Annotated in this window: 14 protein-coding genes and 1 pseudogene; 10 read left to right on the forward strand and 5 right to left on the reverse strand. The window is 66.7% G+C overall.

What is annotated here, in order from left to right; all coding sequences use genetic code 11:
- Positions 1-435 precede the first annotated feature (435 nt).
- Positions 436-1,284, forward strand: a complete 849-nt coding sequence (locus ACQUQF_RS00850) for a PepSY domain-containing protein (RefSeq protein ID WP_435174710.1) — start codon at positions 436-438, stop codon at positions 1,282-1,284.
- 74 nt (positions 1,285-1,358) lie between these two features.
- On the opposite strand, the gene ACQUQF_RS00855 is transcribed toward ACQUQF_RS00850, so the two are convergent.
- Positions 1,359-1,808, reverse strand: a complete 450-nt coding sequence (locus tag ACQUQF_RS00855; protein ID WP_435174713.1) for a UPF0179 family protein — start codon at positions 1,806-1,808, stop codon at positions 1,359-1,361.
- Positions 1,809-1,861: 53 nt separating this feature from the next.
- Positions 1,862-2,272 carry a DUF5820 family protein gene (locus tag ACQUQF_RS00860; RefSeq protein ID WP_435174715.1) on the reverse strand — a complete coding sequence of 137 codons (411 nt, stop codon included), beginning with the start codon at positions 2,270-2,272 and terminating at the stop codon, positions 1,862-1,864.
- 583 nt (positions 2,273-2,855) lie between these two features.
- On the opposite strand from ACQUQF_RS00860, the gene ACQUQF_RS00865 reads away from it, so the two are divergent.
- From ACQUQF_RS00865 to ACQUQF_RS00880, 4 genes are read left to right on the forward strand one after another with little or no spacing between them, the layout of a single operon-like run.
- Positions 2,856-4,919 carry a PrkA family serine protein kinase gene (locus tag ACQUQF_RS00865; protein WP_435174717.1) on the forward strand — a complete coding sequence of 688 codons (2,064 nt, stop codon included), beginning with the start codon at positions 2,856-2,858 and terminating at the stop codon, positions 4,917-4,919.
- Between the two features lie 2 nt (positions 4,920-4,921).
- The gene (locus ACQUQF_RS00870; protein WP_435174720.1) at positions 4,922-7,282 is read left to right on the forward strand and encodes a PrkA family serine protein kinase; all 2,361 of its coding nucleotides are present in this window, start codon (positions 4,922-4,924) and stop codon (positions 7,280-7,282) included.
- Positions 7,273-8,583 (forward strand): YeaH/YhbH family protein, encoded by a 1,311-nt coding sequence (locus ACQUQF_RS00875; RefSeq protein ID WP_435174723.1) that lies wholly within the window; start codon positions 7,273-7,275, stop codon positions 8,581-8,583. The genes ACQUQF_RS00870 and ACQUQF_RS00875 overlap by 10 nt, the downstream gene beginning before the upstream one ends.
- Positions 8,580-10,565, forward strand: a complete 1,986-nt coding sequence (locus ACQUQF_RS00880; RefSeq protein ID WP_435174726.1) for a SpoVR family protein — start codon at positions 8,580-8,582, stop codon at positions 10,563-10,565. The genes ACQUQF_RS00875 and ACQUQF_RS00880 overlap by 4 nt, the downstream gene beginning before the upstream one ends.
- 3 nt (positions 10,566-10,568) lie before the next feature.
- Here ACQUQF_RS00880 and ACQUQF_RS00885 read toward each other — a convergent pair whose 3' ends face one another.
- On the reverse strand, positions 10,569-11,273 hold the full coding sequence (locus ACQUQF_RS00885; RefSeq protein ID WP_435174729.1) for a GNAT family N-acetyltransferase: 705 nt from the start codon (positions 11,271-11,273) through the stop codon (positions 10,569-10,571).
- A 65-nt stretch (positions 11,274-11,338) separates the two neighbouring features.
- A complete protein-coding gene (locus ACQUQF_RS00890; RefSeq protein ID WP_435174732.1) occupies positions 11,339-11,917 on the reverse strand; it encodes a hypothetical protein in 579 nt (192 codons plus the stop codon).
- A 528-nt stretch (positions 11,918-12,445) separates the two neighbouring features.
- Here ACQUQF_RS00890 and ACQUQF_RS00895 point away from each other — a divergent pair.
- The 5 genes and pseudogenes from ACQUQF_RS00895 to ACQUQF_RS00915 form a co-directional block, all read left to right on the forward strand.
- Positions 12,446-12,931 carry an Lrp/AsnC family transcriptional regulator gene (locus ACQUQF_RS00895; protein WP_435174734.1) on the forward strand — a complete coding sequence of 162 codons (486 nt, stop codon included), beginning with the start codon at positions 12,446-12,448 and terminating at the stop codon, positions 12,929-12,931.
- Between the two features lie 201 nt (positions 12,932-13,132).
- Entirely contained in the window at positions 13,133-13,804 is a 672-nt protein-coding gene (locus ACQUQF_RS00900; RefSeq protein ID WP_435174737.1) for a carbonic anhydrase, read from the forward strand.
- 186 nt (positions 13,805-13,990) lie between these two features.
- Positions 13,991-15,475, forward strand: a complete 1,485-nt coding sequence (locus ACQUQF_RS00905; protein ID WP_435174740.1) for a proton-conducting transporter transmembrane domain-containing protein — start codon at positions 13,991-13,993, stop codon at positions 15,473-15,475.
- A complete protein-coding gene (locus ACQUQF_RS00910; RefSeq protein ID WP_435174742.1) occupies positions 15,465-17,867 on the forward strand; it encodes a DUF2309 domain-containing protein in 2,403 nt (800 codons plus the stop codon). Before ACQUQF_RS00905 ends, ACQUQF_RS00910 begins: the two co-directional genes overlap by 11 nt.
- Positions 17,830-18,053, forward strand: a pseudogene (locus ACQUQF_RS00915) (transposase); the annotation flags it as partial. The gene ACQUQF_RS00910 and the pseudogene ACQUQF_RS00915, both read left to right, overlap by 38 nt.
- Here ACQUQF_RS00915 and ACQUQF_RS00920 read toward each other — a convergent pair.
- Positions 18,034-19,236: an amidohydrolase gene (locus ACQUQF_RS00920; RefSeq protein WP_435174745.1), complete on the reverse strand. Its 1,203-nt coding sequence runs from the start codon at positions 19,234-19,236 to the stop codon at positions 18,034-18,036. The pseudogene ACQUQF_RS00915 and the gene ACQUQF_RS00920 sit on opposite strands and share 20 nt — an antisense overlap.
- Positions 19,237-19,317 lie beyond the last annotated feature (81 nt).

The following is a 19,317-nucleotide window of genomic DNA, read 5'->3' on the forward strand; positions in this document are numbered from 1 at the left end:
CGTGTTTATTTCCCCTACCACTCTCCAGCGTGGAACACGGCAAAACCGATGACGGACAGCGCCTCGTCAAGCTCAGTTTCCCGAGATGTATACTATCGGATCGGCTGGTAACTAGAGGCCGTGATAGGAGAGTGTCCGGTAACGTGAAAATCGGTTCGCGTCCCGCGGTGCTCGGTGGACAGCGCCACTAACTCACGTGATACGACTCGGGATGATTTGGAATTGTACAGGTCAGGTATTGGCGAAAGTAATTATGAGCGACGCCGTCGTTCCACGTAACTGCGGTGTGATACTTCAGAGGTAACCATGAGTAAACGCGCACTTCTACCGGTCGGACTGGGTGCACTGCTCGTCGTCAGTCTCGTTGCGGGAGTGACTGGCTCGGCAGTCGCCGCCAGTTCGACTGATCGGGCAGCGGTCGAAGGGGGACAGTACGTGCAGGAGACAGAACAGATGAACCAGACCGGCGGCCTCAACCTCTCGGACCTCAACGTGACGGCGTACGAGGCCGCCGTCATCGCGCAGAACGAGACCGGCGGGACGGTACTGGGCGTCCGGCTCAAGCAAGTGAACGGGACGCCGGGATACGAGGTCCTGGTCGCCAACGAGTCGGGTAACGTCACCGGCGTCGTCGTCGACGCCACCGAGGCCGGGGTCATCCAGACCCAGGAGAACATCGCGCAGCTGAACCAGACCGTGCTCGAACAGCAGGGCATCAGCGTGAGCGACATCAGCGGCGCGGTCTCGGCCATCGAGACGGCCCGCCAGGAGGTCGGCGACGAGTTCGTGCCGATCGAGGTCTCCATCGAGGCCGAACCCAACTTCACCGGCCAGCAGGTCACGTTCGTCTCGCCGAACGCGACCCAGGCGGTCGTCGTCGACCTGACCAACGAGACGGTCGTCCAGGTGAGCGACGTCACCCCGGTGCGGGGCGCCGAGGCGCAGGCCACCGAGACCGAGCAGGCGAACGCGACCACCCAGGCGGCCATGACCGACGCGGACGCGGCGGCCGCCCGGCAGGACGACGGCACGCAGGGGTGCTGCGTCGGTGACGACGAACTCAGCCACGGGTTCGGCGACGCCAGCGAGTACGTCTCGCCCACGCTCACGGGCTTCGAGGACAACGTGTTCGCCGAGGACGACGAGTTCGACACCGCTGACGCGTACGGCCCCTTCACCGGCGTGGAGGACAACGAAGACGAGGGGCTCTTCGACGGTGAAGGCGAAGAGGAAGAGGAAGCCGAAGGGTTCGTCGGCGAAGAGGACGAGGACGGCTGGTTCTGACCGCCGTCGCTCGCCTCGGGTGAACCGCGCGGCAATCGCTCGCTGATTTTTCCGCGGCCGTCCCGTCGCGTTCGCTACTCCTCCGCCGGGGCGAACTCGACAAGCGTCAGGTCGCGGTCCAGCGTGCAGTAGTCGTGGGGCGGGTCGCCGAGTATCTCGGCGATCTGGTAGTCCTCGTCGAAGTCGGCGCCCGCGGGCTCGCAGAACTCGTGGCTCGGACACTCGGTGTGGGGGCACGGCCCCGCGAGGCTGGCCTTGCTGCCGGCGTAGGCGTTCTTCGCGGGGACGTTGGCCTTCACGCCGACGGGGTCGACCTCGACCGCCGTGACCCCAGTGTCGTGGACGGCGCAGTCGAGGGTCTGGGCCCCCTCCCGCACGTCCTCGACCCGGTAGCGCACCCCCTCCGAGAGGTTGAGACACTGATCGCGATACGGACAGCCCTCGCAGGCCGGGGACTCCCCCCGGTAGACGAACTCCTGTCCGGGCTCGGCGAGGCGGGTTCCGATGAGGGTGATGGACGACATGACCCGGGCTACGCGGGCCGCGCGGTTAAGGCTCTCGTCATCCGGGGCGCCCGCTACTCGCCGATCAGCTCGTCGAGCTCGTCCAGGTACTCCTCGCGCGGGACCTGGTAGGCGCCCCGGTAGTCGAGCTCCCCGCGGGCGAACTCGGCCGCGAGGTCGCGGGCGCCCGCCACCGCGGCCTCGCGGGTGTCGTACGTGCGCGCGGGAACCAGTTCGACCTCGGGTTCGAGGAAGAACTCGACGCGCCAGACGTCGGTCGTCCCGTACTCGGCTTCGGCGGCCGGGCGGTTCGGCGCGCCCGCGGCGACGTACAGCGTCGGCATGCACGCCGCCGGGAACCGGTCGCCGTCGAACACGTCGGGCCGGTAGGCGAGGATGCGCCGGCCGTCGGGCTCGTCGTTCCAGACGGTCCAGCCGGCGGGCGGGTCGGCGTCGGGCGGCCCGCCGTCGCTCGAATCGCTCATGGCCGCCGGTTCGGGCCTGCGAAGTAAGGCCTTGCCGGTCGCGGGCCGCCCGCCGCAGTCGGTCGCGGGCGGCCCGATCGGACGTTCTGCCTTAAAGGTGGGATGGAGTTGCGACCGCCATCGGAGGGGTGATTCCCCTCACTCGCGCCAGTAATCGCGCTCCCAGATAGTTAATTTTTCCAGTCGTATCGCCGACCCAAGCCAACAGTTATATATCGCTTCATCCCATCCATTAAATAGTATCGGTGGTAGCGACCCACGCGGTACACGGTAACACCTACCAGGACCCTTTCACGTCCGCCCGAGTCCGTCGCCCTCCGACGTGAGCGTCGCCGTGAACAGGGTGTGGGGATGGCACGCACATGGACGGCCAGAACGCGAGCGTCCCGCGCGGGAGCGGGACCGAAGGACTCCGAAGGGGTACGTGGCGCAGACAGCCGCGGGTCCGCGAGGAGTTCTCGGGTGGCAGGCTGGCCGTCAACGATATGTGCTCGTACGACTACCACATACTCCGTCCGCGAACCGCACCACCGGTCAGCCGCTCGCGCTCTCGCCCGCCTCTCCCAACGAAACGCGTGATACGATGACAGAAACACTGGAAGAACTCAGCCAGCGTTACCAGGAATCGATGCCAGAAGACCTCCGGGAGACCAAGTCGTTCGACTGGTACCTCGACGAGGTGTACGAAGACCCCAAGATCGCCCGGAACGCCCACCAGCGGGTGGCCGACATGTTCGACTACTACGGCACCGAGTACGACGAGGACGCCGGGGTCGTCGAGTACCTGCTCGCCTCGGAGGACCCGCTCCACGACGGGGAGAACACCTTCTACGGCCACGAGATCCACCGCGCCATCCACGAGTTCGTGAACAAGGTCAAGTCCGGCGCGCGGGGGCTCGGCCCCGAGAAGCGCATCAAGCTCCTCCTGGGGCCGGTGGGGTCGGGCAAGTCCGACTTCGACCGACAGGTCCGCACGTACTTCGAGGACTACACCCTCAGCGAGGAGGGCCGGATGTACACCTACAAGTGGACCAACCTCTGCGACGTCATCCACGACCAGGACCCGGCCGACGACACGGTCCGGTCGCCGATGAACCAGGACCCCCTGGTGCTGCTCCCGGTCGAGCAGCGCCAGCGGGTCATCGACGACCTCAACGAGAACCTCGACGCGCCCTACACCATCCAGAACGAGCAGTCGCTCGACCCGGCCTCGGCGTTCTACATGGACGAGCTGCTGGCCTACTACGACGACGACATCCAGAAGGTGCTCGAGAACCACGTCGAGGTCGTCCGGCTCACCGCCGACGAGAACAAGCGCCAGGCGGTCGAGACCTTCGAGCCCAAGGACAAGAAGAACCAGGACGAGACCGAGCTCACCGGCGACGTCAACTACAGCAAGATCGCCATCTACGGCGAGTCCGACCCGCGGGCGTTCGACTACTCGGGGGCGTTCTGCAACGCCAACCGCGGCATCTTCTCGGGGGAGGAGCTGCTGAAGCTCCAGCGGGAGTTCCTCTACGACTTCCTGCACGCCACCCAGGAGCAGACGATCAAGCCCAAGAACAACCCCCGGATCGACATCGACCAGGTCATCGTCGGCCGGACCAACATGCCCGAGTACCGGGACAAGAAGGGCGACGAGAAGATGGAGGCGTTCAACGACCGGACCAAGCGCATCGACTTCCCGTACGTCCTGGAGTACGAGGAGGAGGCCCAGATCTACCGGAAGATGCTGTTCAACGCCGACGTGCCCGACGTCCACATCGAGCCCCACACGCTCGAGATGGCCGGGCTGTTCGGCGTGCTGACCCGCATCGAGGAGCCCGACTCCGAGACGGTCGACCTGATGCAGAAGGTCAAGGCCTACAACGGCGAGATCAAGGACGGCGAGGACGTCGACGTCAAGAAGCTCCGCGAGGAGGGCGAGGAGTCGGCCGACATCGGCGAGGGGATGGAGGGCGTCTCGGCCCGGTTCATCGGCGACGAGATCGCCGAGGCCATCATGAACTCCACCCACCGCGACCGCGGGTTCCTCTCCCCGCTGTCGGTGTTCAACCACTTCGAGGAGAACCTCGAGAACCACGGCTCCATCCCCGAGGAGAACTTCGAGACGTACTACCGCTACCTCGAGATGGTCCGCGAGGAGTACAAGGACCGCGCCATCGAGGACGTCCGCCACGCGCTGGCCTACGACATCGAGGAGATCCAGCGCCAGGGCGAGAAGTACATGGACCACGTGATGGCGTACATCGACGACGACACCGTCGAGGACGAGCTCACCGGCCGCGAGCAGGAGCCCGACGAGAGCTTCCTCCGGGCGGTCGAGGAGAAGCTCGACATCCCGCGGGACCGCAAGGACGACTTCCGCCAGGAAGTGAGCAACTGGGTCTCCCGGCGCGCCCGCGAGGGGTCGCCGTTCGACCCCCAGGACAACGACCGGCTGCGCCGCGCCCTCGAGCGCAAGCTCTGGGAGGACAAGAAGCACAACATCAACTTCAGTGCGCTGGTGTCGTCCAACGAGATGGACGACGACGAGCAGAACGCCTGGATCGACGCGCTCATCGACCAGGGCTACTCGCGGGAGGGCGCCAAGGAGGTGCTGGAGTTCGCCGGCGCCGAGGTCGCCCGCGCGGAGATGGAGGACTGACCGTGGCGACCGGCCACGACGACCGCTCGCGCGACGTCGGCTCCCGCGAGGGGTCGGACCGCGAGGAGGCGCCCGACGGCGAGGCGTTCGTCGAGGCGGCCGACCGCGAGCTCCGGGAGACCTACGAGGAGCCCAGGACCCTCCCGGAGTTCGTCGAGGAGGCGTTCGAGAACCCGACCGTCGCGGCCCACGCCAGCAAGTACCTGCTGGAGGCCATCGAGTCGATGGGCACCCGGACCGTCATCGAGGAGGGCGAGGAGAAGGAGCGGTACCGCTTCTTCGACGACCCCCACAACGACGGCGAGCACGCCATCCTGGGCAACACCGAGGTGCTCAACGCGTTCGTCGACGACCTCCGGTCCATCGCGGCCGAGCGCGGCAAGGCCGAGAAGATCATCTGGTTCGACGGCCCGACCGCGACCGGCAAGTCCGAGCTCAAGCGGTGCCTGGTCAACGGGCTCCGGGAGTTCTCGAAGACCCCGGAGGGCCGGCGCTACACCGTCGAGTGGAACATCGCCAGCGCCACCCAGTCCCGCAGCCTGAGCTACGGCGAGGAGCGGGCGGCCGCCGACGAGGAGAACTGGTTCCCGAGCCCGGTCCAGGCCAACCCGCTGACGGTGTTCCCCGAGGCGGTCCGCGAGGACATCCTCGACCGCATCAACGAGGGGGTCGACGACCACATCGACCTCAAGGTCGACGGCTCGCTCGACCCGTTCAGCCGCGAGGCGTACGACTACCTCGAGGAGCAGTACCGCCGGACCGGCGAGGACGACCTGTTCAGCGCCATCACCGACCCGAACCACCTCCGCGTGAAGAACTACGTGGTCGACGTCGGCAAGGGCATCGGCGTGCTCCACTCGGAGGACTCCGGGCCGCCCAAGGAGCGGCTCGTCGGGTCGTGGATGCGCGGGATGCTCCAGGAACTGGACTCGCGGGGCCGCAAGAACCCCCAGGCGTTCAGCTACGACGGGGTGCTCTCGCAGGGCAACGGCCTGCTGACCGTCGTCGAGGACGCGGCCCAGCACGCCGACCTGCTCCAGAAGCTGCTCAACGTGCCCGACGAGAAGACGGTGAAGCTCGACAAGGGGATCCAGATGGACATCGACACCCAGCTGCTCATCATCTCGAACCCCGACCTCGAGGCCCAGCTGAACCAGCACGCCGACGCCGGGGGCGCAGACCCCCTCAAGGCGCTCAAGCGCCGGCTCGACCGGCGCCGGTTCAAGTACCTCACCAACCTGAGCCTGGAGGCCGAGCTCATCCGGCGGGAGCTGACCAACGAGACCGACGTCTGGAAGGCCGACAGCTACGACGAGCTCGAGAACCTCATCCGCGAGCCCCTGTCGGTCCGGGTCCGCAAGGACGACCACGGCGCCGGCGTGAGCCAGCGCGAGCTCGCGCCCCACGCCGTCGAGGCCGCGGCGCTGTACAGCGTCGTGACCCGGCTCGACGGCGAGGACGTCCCCGCGGGCCTCGACCTGGTCGACAAGGCCAAGCTGTTCGACCGGGGCTACCTGCTCGACGGCGACGACCGGCTCGACAAGGACGACTTCGACTTCGACGACGACGCCGACGACGGCGACCAGGGCGTCCCGGTGACCTACACCCGGGACGTCATCGCGGACCTGCTCAACGAGGAGAGCGACCGCGCCCACGCCGACTACCCGGTCGAGGAGGTCATCATGCCCCGGGACATCCTGAACGCGATGGCCGAGGGGCTGACCGGCGCGCCCGTCTTCTCGACGGCCGAGCGCACCGAGTACGAGAACCGGCTCGTCCCCGTGAAGAACCACATCTTCCAGCGCCAGGAGGAGGACGTGCTCGACGCGATGATGCGGGACAAGCGGGTCGACGAGGAGACCGTCGAGGAGTACATCGAGCACGTCTACGCGTGGGCGACCGACGAGACGGTCGAGAACGACCGGGGCGAGCGGGTCGAGCCCGACGCCCTCAAGATGAAGGTGTTCGAGACCGAGCACCTCGGCCGGTTCTCGCCCGAGAGCTACGGGCCCGACCACGGCCCGTCGCCGGCGGTCGAGGAGTTCCGGCGCAACAAGGTCATCACCGCGCTCAACCGCCACGCGTGGGAGAACCGCGACGAGGACTTCTCGGTGTCGGACATCGACCCCAAGGAGATCCCGATCATCAAGACGGTGCTGGCCAACTACGACTGGGACGACGTCCGGCGGGTGTACGAGGACTTCGACCCCAACCAGTGGGCCGACCCGCCGGGCAACACCGAGACCGCCGCGGTGAAGGACGAGACCATCGCGAACATGGTCGAGCTGTTCGGCTACACCGAGGCGTCGGCCGAACTGACCAGCCAACACGTCATGAGCCAGGTGAGCTACAAATGGGACTGAGAGAGGACCTCGAGCGGTACAGGGAGGTCGGCGAGGACAAGCGCGAGGACCTCGCGGACTTCATCCAGTACGGCGACCTGGGCCAGAGCCTGCCCGACGAGATCAACATCCCGATCAAGATCGTCGACCTGCCGGAGTTCGCCTACGACAGGCGCGACCAGGGCGGCATCGGCCAGGGCGACCCCGACGTGGGCGACCCCGTGGGCGAGCCACAGCCCCAGCCCGGCGACGACGGCGAGGAGGGCGACCCCGGCGACGAGTCGGGCGAGCACGACTACTACGAGATGGACCCCGAGGAGTTCGCCGAGGAGCTCGACGACGAGCTCGGGCTCGACCTCGAACCGAAGGGCAAGGAGGTCGTCGAGGAGAAGGAGGGCGACTTCACCGACATGACCCGCACGGGCCCCGACTCGACGCTCGACTTCGAGCGGATGTTCAAGGAGGGGCTCAAGCGGAAGCTCGCGATGGACTTCGACCCCGACTTCCTGAAGGAGGTGCTGAAGATCGACGGCTGGGGCCCCGACCGGACGTTCTCGTGGGCCCGCGACAACAGCATCAACGTCTCGAAGCACTGGCTCGAGGAGGCCTACGACCAGATTCCGGCCGGCGAGAAGACCAAGTGGGACTCCATCGAGGAGGTCGAGGAGAACGTCGACCACCGGACCACGGCCCAGAAGATCAAGGAGGAGGGCATCCGCCACGTCCCGTTCCGGAAGGAGGACGAGCGCTACCGCTACCCCGAGATCATCGAGGAGCGCGAGAAGAACGTGGTCGTGGTCAACATCCGGGACGTCTCCGGGTCGATGCGCGAGAAGAAGCGCGAGCTGGTCGAGCGCACGTTCACGCCGCTGGACTGGTACCTGACCGGCAAGTACGACCACGCCGAGTTCGTCTACATCGCCCACGACGCCGAGGCCTGGGAGGTCGAGCGAGACGAGTTCTTCGGCATCCGGTCGGGCGGCGGGACCAAGATCTCGTCGGCCTACGAGCTGGCGGCCGAGGTGCTCGACGAGCGCTACCCGTGGAGCGACTGGAACCGCTACGTGTTCGCGGCCGGCGACAGCGAGAACTCCCGGAACGACACCAGCGAGAACGTCATCCCGCTGATGGAGGAGATCCCGGCGAACCTCCACGCCTACGTCGAGACCCAGCCCGACGGGAAGGCGATCAACGCGACCCACGCCGAGGAGGTCGAGGAGCACTTCGGCGACTCCGACGAGGTGGCGGTCAGCTTCGTCAACAGCCCGGAGGACGTGACCGACGCCATCTACGAGATCCTGAGCACGGAGGCCGAATCATGAGAGAGCGACCCCGAACCAAGAAGGCGGCCGAACCGCTTCGCGAACCGGCCAGAGAGGCCCGTAACCTGGCCCACAAGCTGGGACTGGACCCCTACGACGTCAACTACTGGGTGGTCGACTACGACGAGATGAACGAGCTCATCGCGTACAACGGGTTCCAGGAGCGGTACCCTCACTGGCGGTGGGGCATGCAGTACGACCGCCAGCAGAAGCAGGGCCAGTACACCGGCGGGAAGGCCTTCGAGATCGTCATCAACGACGACCCCTCCCACGCCTTCCTCCAGGAGTCCAACGACGTGGCCGACCAGAAGGCGGTCATCACCCACGTCGAGGCCCACGCCGACTTCTTCGCGAAGAACCGGTGGTACCGGATGTTCGCCGACGAGCTCGACGCCGCCGCGCTGCTGGAGCGGCACGCCAACCGGATCTCGGAGTACATGTCCGACCCCGAGATCGACCGCGAGGCGGTCGAGCAGTGGATCGACAGCGTGCTCTGCCTGGAGGACAACATCGACCAGCACGAGCCGTTCAAGCGCCAGTTCGAGCGCGAGGACGGCGAGGACGACGAGGGGGTCGACGACGAACTCGACCAGAAGTTAGAGGAGATGGACCTCAGCGACGAGGTCAAGCGCCAGGTGTTCGACGAGGAGTGGCTCGACGAGCAGCAGCAGGCCGCCGAGCTCGACGAGCCCGAGAAGGACGTGCTCGCGTTCCTCCGGGACCACGGCAAGGCCTACGACGAGGAGACCGGCAAGGCCGAGGAGATGACCGAGTGGCAGAAGGAGATCCTCGAGATGCTGCGGGCCGAGTCGTACTACTTCGCGGCCCAGAAGCTCACCAAGGTGATGAACGAGGGGTGGGCCGCCTACTGGGAGTCGATGATGATGGGCGAGGAGGCGTTCGCCGGGGACGACGAGTTCCTGCTGTACGCCGACCACCAGGCCCGGGTGCTCAACTCCCCGGGGCTCAACCCCTACCAGCTCGGCAAGGAGCTGTGGGAGTACATCGAGAACACCGAGAACCGCCGGGAGGTCGCCCGGAAGCTGCTGCGGGTCGACGGCGTGACGTGGCGCAACTTCCACGACACGATCGACTTCGAGGAGGTCCAGGAGCTGCTGGCGCCCGACCCGCGCATCGACTCGGTCGACCCGGACAACCTCGACGAGCTCGAGCCCCTCGTCCCCGAGAAGGTCGACGGCGAGGCGCTGGACGCCGCGCAGGCGGGCGAGATCGACGTCGAGCGCTACCCCTGGAAGGTGCTGAACTACCGGGGGCTGGCCGAGCGCCACTTCTCGCTGTGCAAGCGCCAGAACCGCGGGTTCCTCCGGTCGGTCTCCCAGCAGGACCTCGAGCAGTACGCCCGCTACATCGTCGACGACGCCCGCTACGACACGGTCGAGGAGGCCATCGCGGACGTCGACTACGCCACCGGCTGGGACAAGATGCGGGAGGTCCGGGCGTCGAACAACGACGTCACGTTCCTCGACAGCTACCTGACCCAGGAGTTCGTCACCGACAACGAGTACTTCACCTACGAGTTCAGCCAGACAACGGGCGACTACCGGGTCGCCAGCACCGACTACGAGGACGTCAAGAAGAAGCTGATGCTCCAGTTCACCAACTTCGGCAAGCCCACCATCGCGGTGTACGACGGCAACTACAACAACCGCAACGAGCTGCTGCTGGGCCACCACTACAACGGCGTGATGCTGGACATCGAGCAGGCCAAGCGCACCCTCGAACGGGTGTTCGACCTCTGGGGCCGGCCGGTCAACCTCAAGACCATCGTGAAGGAGGTCGACGACCGCGACGCCGAGATCGCCCGGCGGCGCGACCGCGAGCCGGAGCCCGAGGAGGTCGGCAAGCTGCTGCGCTACGACGGCGAGGAGTTCACGATGCAGGACCTCGACTGGAGCGAGGTCGAGGACATCGCCGCGACCGAGGTCGACTACGACACCAAGCCCGACGACTGGCTGGCGTAGGGCTCAGAACTCCACTTCTCCGTACTCGACGCCCGGAATCAGCGTCGAGACGCCCCGCTCTCCGGCGTCGTACTGCTCGCGGGTGATGGTCCACTCGTGGTGGGGGACCACGGGCGCCGACGCCGCGTTCTCGTAGCGACTCGGCACCGTCGGCACCGCCCCGACGTAGGCGCCGCCGTACCGACCGACGAACTTCTCGATGGCCCGCCGCGAGCGGTCGTTCTCCGGCAGACAGCCGGCGAGGACGTACGGCGCGTCGAGGCGTTCGAACGCGGCGTGGACGAGCGCGTCGGTCCCCTCACCGCAGAGACCCCGTCCCCAGTAGGACTTGCGGAGCCAGAAGCCGAATTCCGCGTCGCCGTCGTCGCCGGGGACTGCGCACGCCGTGCCGACGTACTCGCCGGCGTCCCGCGCTTCGAGGACGTACTCGTAGCACTCCGCCCGCTCCCACTGGTCGCCCCGCCGGTCGAGGTACGCCCGCGTCTCGGCCTCGTCGCCGTGGGGCTCCCAGTTGCAGAGTTCGAAGACCTCCTCGGCGTCGACCGCGTCCGCGAACAGGGCGTGGAAGCGCTCGAACTCGACGGAGTCGGGGTGGACGCGCCGCAGTACCAGCCGGTCGGTCGTCATCCGACGGGGCGCCGGGGTCCCGCCGGCCGCGGCGCCGGTCGCGTCGAGGACGTCGGTCGCGGCGTTGGGGTGTCGGTCCATCGTCGGAAGCGGATTCCGTCGCCGGGGAGAAAGGCGTTCCCTGAAACCGATTTCTGTTCGTCCGATCACACTCGCTCCGCGTGCCGGCTGAAGTTCCGGAGCAGACGGTCGCCGAACGCCAGCACCAGCGCCGCCCCGAGCAGGTTGAAGCAGAGGTCCAGCAGCGTGTCGGTCCTGCTGTACGAGACCAGCAGCGGGTCGATGCCGAGCCGCTCGCTGACCGCGTGGATGACGTACTCCAGCAGCTCCCAGACGACGCCCCCGACGACGATGACGGCGACGACCCGCGGGCGGGGGTCGCGGCCCCGCCGCCGGGCCGCGGCGTGGACGACCCCGGCGAACAGGGTCGCCGAGAGGGTGTGGGTGACGTGGTCCCACCACCAGGTGTCGTCGTAGGGGCCGAGCATCCCGACGGCGTGGGCCAGCATCGCGACGGCGGCGTAGACCCGCTGCCACGGCCGGAACTCCACGTCCCAGACGCGCTCGACCGCGTTCGGGACGTAGGTGGCCGCGAGCGAGAACACGGCGTTCACGACGGCGCCCGGGTTCCGGCGGCGGACTCCCTCGCCGAACACCGCGACGATTCCCCAACGGAGACCGCGCTCGATAGCTCTGGCGACCGCGGTCCGCCTGCTTGGACTCATGCGTGTCAGCGGAACGTAAGCGTCGGAAGTATGAAATTGGTTCGTTTACTGGACGCGGTCTGGGGTTCCCGAGACCGGGTGGTCGGCTGGACGGGGTCGGAACAGTCTATCGCGGCTGCACTCGATCCGGATACGGGGGTGGCAACACTGGAAGGGGCCGCCCGGTCGCGTGCAGTTCAGGCGTCTCGGCGACCTCTATCGGTGCCCCGGGCGGTGTCTCCGCGAGCGAGGCGGCGGAGACTCGCCGGACCCAAGAGGGGTCGGCCGTGGGGCACCGCTCCCGGGCCGAGCGAGTGCAGGCTCGCGGTTCCACCGCTCGCGCAGACGCCAGCGAGCGCCGAGAAGGCAGAAGGAGCGGCCGGCATTCCCACTGCATCGGTCATTTACCCGGACGGTCTCTCGCCGCGGCCAGACATCGAGTGGAACTCACACGTAAGCCTGCGCTGTCGTGCAGGCGAGTGCAGAAAACACGACGGAGTAACCGAGCATCATCAAAAGGTAAAGTGGCTATGTCTCGGACGCAGTAGTATGGCTAACGAGGAGATCGACGACGTGGACAAGGCGATCCTGCATGCACTCCAGGAAGACGCTCGAAACATGTCGTCGGGAGACATCGCAGAACGAACCGGCACCTCGGACAGTACCGTCCGCAAGCGTATCCAACGTCTCGAATCCAGCGGCGTGATCAAAGGATACAGCGCTAACGTCGATTACCAGAAATCGGGCTATCCGCTCCGAATGTTGCTCTACTGTACCGCTTCGATTCCCGAACGTGGTGACCTCATCCCCGATATTCTGGAGATAGATGGTGTCGTGTCGGTCCAGGAGCTGGTCACCGGTGAACAGAACCTCCTCGTGACCGCTGTCGGCGAGACGGACAACGACATCACGCCCGTCGCACAGGAACTCCTCGATATGGGCCTCACCGTTGCTGACGAGGTTCTCGTGCGAACCCACGAGACGACACCGTTCGGCAAGTTCGATTCCAGGAATCGCACGGACGACAGTCCGTGAACGAGGCCGTAGTGGGAATATCGGCCGGCGAGGACGGCCCCGGAGGGTGCTTCCCCAACAGTACCCCGGAACCGATAACGATATGGTCTGCTGAACGGATGCATCGAACGCTCCGGTAACGTCATCTCGATTCGAAGCCATATTCGTCTAGAGATCGATGCCCGACACTGATGCGTCCGAACGGAGGTTGCAGAGCTCACGATGAGCGGAAGTGATCTCGAATCCGTCATCGAGTCAGTCCAGGACTGGACCGAGTCTCGGAGGGACCGGAGCGAGAGCTCGGCCACTCGGGCGGCCCTCGTCGTCTCGTGCTCGATGAGCGATTGTCGCTTGGAGCCGCTTTGGCCGGTCGACGCTACCTGGAACGTCGTCGGGGTTCAGACCCTCGGGAACCAGACGTGGAACCGGTCCGAGGGCCGACTGAACGGCAACATCGAATACCTCGAAGCGCAACACGACATCACGGCAGTACTCGTTGTTGGGCATACGAGGTGTCAGGTCATCGGAGATGCGCACGACCGGTGGACTGCCCACGATTCAGAGCAACCTGCGGGCATCGAAGCGCGGATGGAACCGCTCTGCTCGATCGTCGGAGATGCGTTCGAGGAGGAACGCCTGACCGATTCGATGCCACCCCGGACGATACAGTTTCGACTCGTCGAGTACAACGTCCGCCGTCAGGTCGGGTTTCTCAGGCAGGTGCTCCCGTCGTCGGTCACGGTCGCCGGCTACGTGCAAGATCAGGACGGGGCGTACAGGTCGTTTCCCGGCAAGCGGTATCTGGTCGCCCTCGACGGCGCGACAGAACCGGCCACGATCCGGACTCGCCTCCCGGAAGACGCGTCCGTACAGGTCGCAACTCTACTATCCTGAGCCCCGCTACCGGGAGTCTAACCGCAGCCCGGGCGAAACCATAACGTTCTATAATTACTTATTTGCGAACGATCCGTTCGTATAGGTGGATTTAATAGACAGCCTGTTCTCCATAGCGGTGAAGACGACCAGAAAGGCTCCGGATTCGTCTCGGTCGCCGGAATGGATCGTACGATGGGCTGAACGATGACAGAACGCACCTCGAAACCGACGGTCGGAGCGCTCCCGGACGCGACGGTGGAATCGCCGTCCGTTCCCGTTGCACTGACGCGGCTCGTGTGGTTGCTGTTCGCGGCGAGTGTCGCCGTCTTCGTCGCCCGAGTCCGAATCGGTGGCGAGTGGAGGGTTCCCGGCGTGATCACCATCGACGGCCTGACCGTTCTGATGTGGGTGGTCGTCACCTTCTTCAGCGGTATCGTTCACAGTTACTCGCGCCGTTACATGGTCGGTAGCGGCCACGAGACCGACTTCTTCCTCGCCGTGTTCGGTTTCACGGCTGCCGTGATGGGACTCGTGACCGCCGACCACGTCGCGCTGTTCGCACTGCTGTGGCTGGCGATGGGCCTCGCGATGGCGGAACTCATCGGCACGGTCGACGGTTGGAACCAGGCGCAGGCCGCCGCAGACGTCGCCCGCAAGTACTTCCTCGCCAGTAGCGCACTCCTCGGTGTCGCACTGACGGCGCTGTGGTGGGCGACCGGCGCGACGACGGTCTCCGGTATCGCCGCTGCCGCCGATGGTCTCGAAGGGGCGGTGTGGTTAGTCGGCGCGGTTGCGCTCGTCCTCGCGGCGATGATCCAGTCCGCGCTCGTCCCGTTCCACAACTGGCTGCTCTCCTCGATGACCGCCCCGACGCCCGCCTCGGCGCTGATGCACGCCGGGTTCGTCAACGCGGGCGGCATCCTGCTACTCCGTTTCGCTCCGGTCGTGACCGTCGACGCAACCCTCATGCTCGGTATCGTCGTCGTCGGTGCGACGAGCGCCCTGCTCGGAAAGCTGCTCAAAGCCGTCCAGCCGGACGTCAAGACCGAACTGGGCTGTTCGACGGTCGGACAGATGGGCTTCATGATCATGCAGGCTGGCCTCGGCTTCTTCGGGGCCGCCGTCACCCACCTCATCCTGCACGGCTTCTACAAGGCGTATCACTTCCTCAGCGCGGGCGGACGGGTCGAGCACACCAGTCCGACTGAGAGCGACCCCCGCAGGACGAGTACCGCGGGCGCCGCAGTGGTCCTGGTGACCGGACTCGCCGGGGGTGTGCTGTTCGCAGTTCTCACCGGGAAGGGCACAAGTGTCGACAGCGGGCTCCTGCTCGTGTTGTTCGTCGTGGTCACGACGCTGCACGCGGCCCGCAGCGCCGTCGCGCACACCTCGCTTCCGGCGACAGCCCGCTACGGCGCCGTCCCGCTTATCTTCATCCCAGCTATCACCGGTTACGCACTCGTCTACGAGGCGATTTCGAGTGTCCTGTCCGGACTTCCGGTCGTCACAGCCCCGACCGAACTGCGCGCGCTCCACGTGCTCGTCGCCGTCGTCTTCCTCGCCGTCTACGTCGGGATAGAGATCGGGGTCCACGAACGCAGCCAGCGCCTCTACGTCGCGCTGTTGAACGCGAGTCAACCCGCTTCGAGCACTGTGCTGACCGACACGGAGGACTACAATGAGTACTGAACGCACCGTCGAAGACCGCATCGAGAAAGCAGCGACCACCGTCGGGTCGGTCTGGCCGATTCACTCGTTCGTGACGGCCAACCCGCTCTCGGGCTTCGAGGACGTGCCGTTCAGCGAGGCGGTCACTCAGGCTGCGGACCTCCTGGGCGGTCGCGGCTATCCGAGCCCGGAACTGTTCCGGGCGGCGCTCGACAACGGGCAGATCGATCCCGAAATACTCGCCTCGGAACTGGCCGAGCGTGGCTACGAGGGCGACCCCGAGAGTCTGCTAGAGCGGGTGGACACCGGCGTCGAGTCGGAGCCTCAGAACACCGACGTCGAGCGGGTCGACCACGTGCTGACGAAGTGGCTCTCGGCGTTCCTCGACGAAGGCCAGGCGCAGTGGTCGATGCCGAACCGCGAGGACGGATTCTACAGCGCCTTCCGGTCGGTGGTCGCGTACGACGGCCAGATTCCCGACAACGGGATCGTCGCCGACCTGCCGAAGTCGCCGATCGACGCCATCGAGTCCGTGCTGGAGCCGTACCCCGAGAGCCAGTGGGTGCCCGTCTTCGAGGAGCAGTTCGCCGCCCTCCCCGGGTGGACCGGCTTCATCAAACAACGCGTCGCCGACGATAGCGCGTGGCAGTCCACCTACCCCATCACGCTCGAAGGGTATCTCGCGGTTCGGCTCGCGCTGTCGGACGCATTCGGTGTCGACGTCGAGCCGTCGACCGGCCCCGGCAGTGCCGAGGCCGAGTCGGCCGACGACATCGCCGAAGCGTTCCTGAGTGCGTGGGAGCGGAGTTACCGCACCGAGGTCGTCGAGAGGGTCGCCGCCGAGAGCGAGGCCCTCGCCGACGGCGACTCCGCCGGTCGCCCGGACGCGCAACTGGTCTTCTGCATCGACACGCGGTCGGAGATCATCCGCCGTCACATCGAGGCGACCGGCGACTACGAGACGCACGGCTACGCCGGGTTCTTCGGCATCCCGATGGAATACCAGGGATACGACTCCGAGGTGTCGGTCGACGCCCGTCCCCCCATCCTCGACTCACAGCACCGCATCTCCGAGATCCCCACCGACAGGGACACGCAGGCGACTCACGACCGCTGGTCGAACATCCGCGAGGCCGCGAGCGAGGTGGTCGAGTCGCTGAAAACGAACCCCGCCAGCGCCTTCGGCTTCGTCGAGAGCGCCGGCAGCGGATACGGGCTGGCGCTCGCGGCCCGGACGCTGGTTCCCGGCCGTGTCTACGACCTGCTCGAAACCGCCGACGACGTGGTGCCCGACAGCCACGAGTTCTGCGATCAGGTCATCACCCACCAGCACTCCTATGTCGGTGATCTCCCGGTGGGACTGACCCGCGAGGAGAAAGTCGAGTACGCCGCGACCGCCTTCGAGCTGATGGGCTGGGAGCAGTTCGGTCGCCTCGTCGTCTTCATCGGCCACGCGAGCGAGACGGCCAACAACCCCTACGACTCGAGTCTCGACTGTGGTGCCTGTGCCGGCAACCCCGGAGGCCCGAACGCCCGCGTCCTCGCGAATATTTGTAACGACAGTGCCGTCAAGGCCGAACTCCGCGACCGCGGATTCGACATTCCCGAGGACACCGTCTTCCTCGCCGGCCAGCACAACACCACGACCGACGAGGTCGAACTGTACGACGGCCACGCCCCGGAGAGCCACGCAGCGGACCTCGAGCAGTTGCGTGCCGACCTCGCCACGGCCCGCGAGAACGCGACCGCCGAGCGCGCCGAGTCGATGGGCGCCGACGGCTCGACGGGTGTCAGCGAGACGGAACGCCGTGCCGCCGACTGGGCCGAAACGCGTCCCGAGTGGGGACTGGCTGGCAACGCTTGCTTCGTCGTCGGCCCCCGCGAACTGACCCGTGGTATCGACCTCGACGGCCGCGCGTTCCTCCACTCGTACGACTGGTCGACGGACCCCGACGGCGACGCGCTCGAAGCGATTTTCACGGGTCCGATGGTCGTCACCCAGTGGATCAATGCCCAGTACTACTTCTCGACGGTCGACAACGCCGTCTACGGTAGCGGGTCGAAGGTCACCCAGAACCCCGTCGGCAACGTCGGCGTCTACCAGGGCAACGGCGGCGACCTGATGACCGGTCTCCCCCTCCAGTCGCTGATGGCCGACGACGACGAACCGTACCACCAGCCGCTCCGCCTCTCGACGGTCGTCCACGCGCCGGTCGAGCGCGTCACCGACGTCTTGGCCGACCACGAGGAGTTGACCGAACTGCTGGACAACGACTGGCTCTCGCTGACGGTCGTCGACCCGACTCGGGACCACCGCACGTTCCACTACGAGAAGGGATTGGAGTGGCTCCCGGAGTCCGAACAGACCGGTGCGACGGGAGTTAGACAGCCAGCACGTCCCGGGGATGATTAGCCGGCGCGGGCTCTAGTATTCCGCGGTGAAACGGATGCGGACCGGTGAGACGGCTCGGGCCAGGAGGTTGCTCCGGCGCGATCAGGACGATACGAGACCGACCGAAAGCTCCACCTCGGGAACGATGAGTGGCACGAGACGACGCTGATCTACCGACGGAAGGAAACTACCACGCGTACGCTTCACGCGGGTCGACGTCGTCGCGCTCGCTGTCGTAGACGCGCTCGCCCTCCACGAACACCTGCCGGACGTCCGAGTCGAGTTCGAACATCGGGCCGTCCCAGACCGCGATGTCGGCGTCCGTGCCCTCCTCGACGGTCCCGACCCGGTCCTCGATGCCCAGGATCTCGGCCGGGTTGCGCGTGACAGTCTCGAGGGCGACGTCCGCCGGGAGGCCCTCCCGGACCGCGAGGCCGACGCAGACGTCGAGGTGCTCCTGCGGGAGGACCGGGGCGTCGGTCTGGACGGCGACCTTCACGCCGGCCTCGTGGAGGATGCCCGGCGTCTCGAAGGTGATGTTGCGGAGCTCGTACTTGCTGGCCGACGAGATGGTCGGCCCGACCACGGCGGGCACGTCGCGCTCGACGAACTCCTCGGCGAGGACGTGGCCCTCCGTCGCGTGCTCGATGGACAGCTTCTCGATGCCGAACTCGTCGGCGATGCGGAACACCGTGGCGATGTCGTCGGCCCGGTGGGCGTGGACCCGCAGGGGCAGGTCGCCCTCCACCACGCGGGCGAGGTTCTCCATCCCGAGGTCGCGCTCGAAGGGCTCGCCGTCCTCGCGGGCCTTCGCCCGGCGCTCGACGTAGTCCTCGGCGTCCATCAGCGCCTGCCGGAGCGTGGCCGCCACGCCCGGCCGGGTCGCGGGCTGGCGGTCCTTCCCCTCGCCGTGGAACCGCTTGGGGTTCTCGCCGAACGCCGCCTTCATGCCGTCCTCCCGGACGAGCATCCGGTCGGCGACGTCGCCGTAGGTCTTCATCGAGCAGATGACGCCCCCGATCACGTTCGCGCTGCCCATCCGCGCCGAGACGGTCGTGACCCCGCCCTGGAACGCGTGCTTGAGCTCCTCGTCGCGGGGGTGGAACCCGTCGAGCGCGTTGACGTGCGGGGTCACCGGGTCCGAGACCTCGTTGACGTCGCCGTCCTCGGGCTCGCCCCACTCGGCCATCCCGGCGTGGCTGTGGGCGTCGATCAGGCCGGGCGTGACGTGGTCCCCGTCGGCGTCGAACACCTCGGCGTCGTCCGGCACCTCGACCTCGTCGCTCGGCCCGACGGCCGCGATCTCGCCGTCCTCGACGAGCACCGTACCGCCCTCGATCGTTCCGCGCTCCGTCACCGTGTGAACGGTTCCGTCGACGATTGCTCGCATACCACAACGGAGCGAAAGCGCGGGCATCAGTATTTCGGTTCGAAATACTCCGGCGCGATAGCGGCAGTCCGGTCGACCGCC

Source organism: Halorussus sp. AFM4 (genome assembly GCF_051194995.1).
Classification (GTDB): Archaea; Halobacteriota; Halobacteria; order Halobacteriales; family Haladaptataceae; genus Halorussus.

Excerpts from the sequence above, each read along its gene's own strand:
- ACQUQF_RS00875 (WP_435174723.1), top strand. The coding sequence starts at position 7,273 with ATGGGACTGAGAGAGGACCTCGAGCGGTACAGGGAGGTCGGCGAGGAC.
- ACQUQF_RS00895 (WP_435174734.1), top strand. The coding sequence starts at position 12,446 with ATGGCTAACGAGGAGATCGACGACGTGGACAAGGCGATCCTGCATGCA.
- ACQUQF_RS00905 (WP_435174740.1), top strand. The coding sequence starts at position 13,991 with ATGACAGAACGCACCTCGAAACCGACGGTCGGAGCGCTCCCGGACGCG.
- ACQUQF_RS00890 (WP_435174732.1), bottom strand. The coding sequence starts at position 11,917 with ATGAGTCCAAGCAGGCGGACCGCGGTCGCCAGAGCTATCGAGCGCGGT.
- ACQUQF_RS00910 (WP_435174742.1), top strand. The coding sequence starts at position 15,465 with ATGAGTACTGAACGCACCGTCGAAGACCGCATCGAGAAAGCAGCGACC.
- ACQUQF_RS00885 (WP_435174729.1), bottom strand. The coding sequence starts at position 11,273 with ATGGACCGACACCCCAACGCCGCGACCGACGTCCTCGACGCGACCGGC.
- ACQUQF_RS00920 (WP_435174745.1), bottom strand. The coding sequence starts at position 19,236 with ATGCGAGCAATCGTCGACGGAACCGTTCACACGGTGACGGAGCGCGGA.
- ACQUQF_RS00855 (WP_435174713.1), bottom strand. The coding sequence starts at position 1,808 with ATGTCGTCCATCACCCTCATCGGAACCCGCCTCGCCGAGCCCGGACAG.
- ACQUQF_RS00860 (WP_435174715.1), bottom strand. The coding sequence starts at position 2,272 with ATGAGCGATTCGAGCGACGGCGGGCCGCCCGACGCCGACCCGCCCGCC.
- ACQUQF_RS00900 (WP_435174737.1), top strand. The coding sequence starts at position 13,133 with ATGAGCGGAAGTGATCTCGAATCCGTCATCGAGTCAGTCCAGGACTGG.
- ACQUQF_RS00880 (WP_435174726.1), top strand. The coding sequence starts at position 8,580 with ATGAGAGAGCGACCCCGAACCAAGAAGGCGGCCGAACCGCTTCGCGAA.
- ACQUQF_RS00865 (WP_435174717.1), top strand. The coding sequence starts at position 2,856 with ATGACAGAAACACTGGAAGAACTCAGCCAGCGTTACCAGGAATCGATG.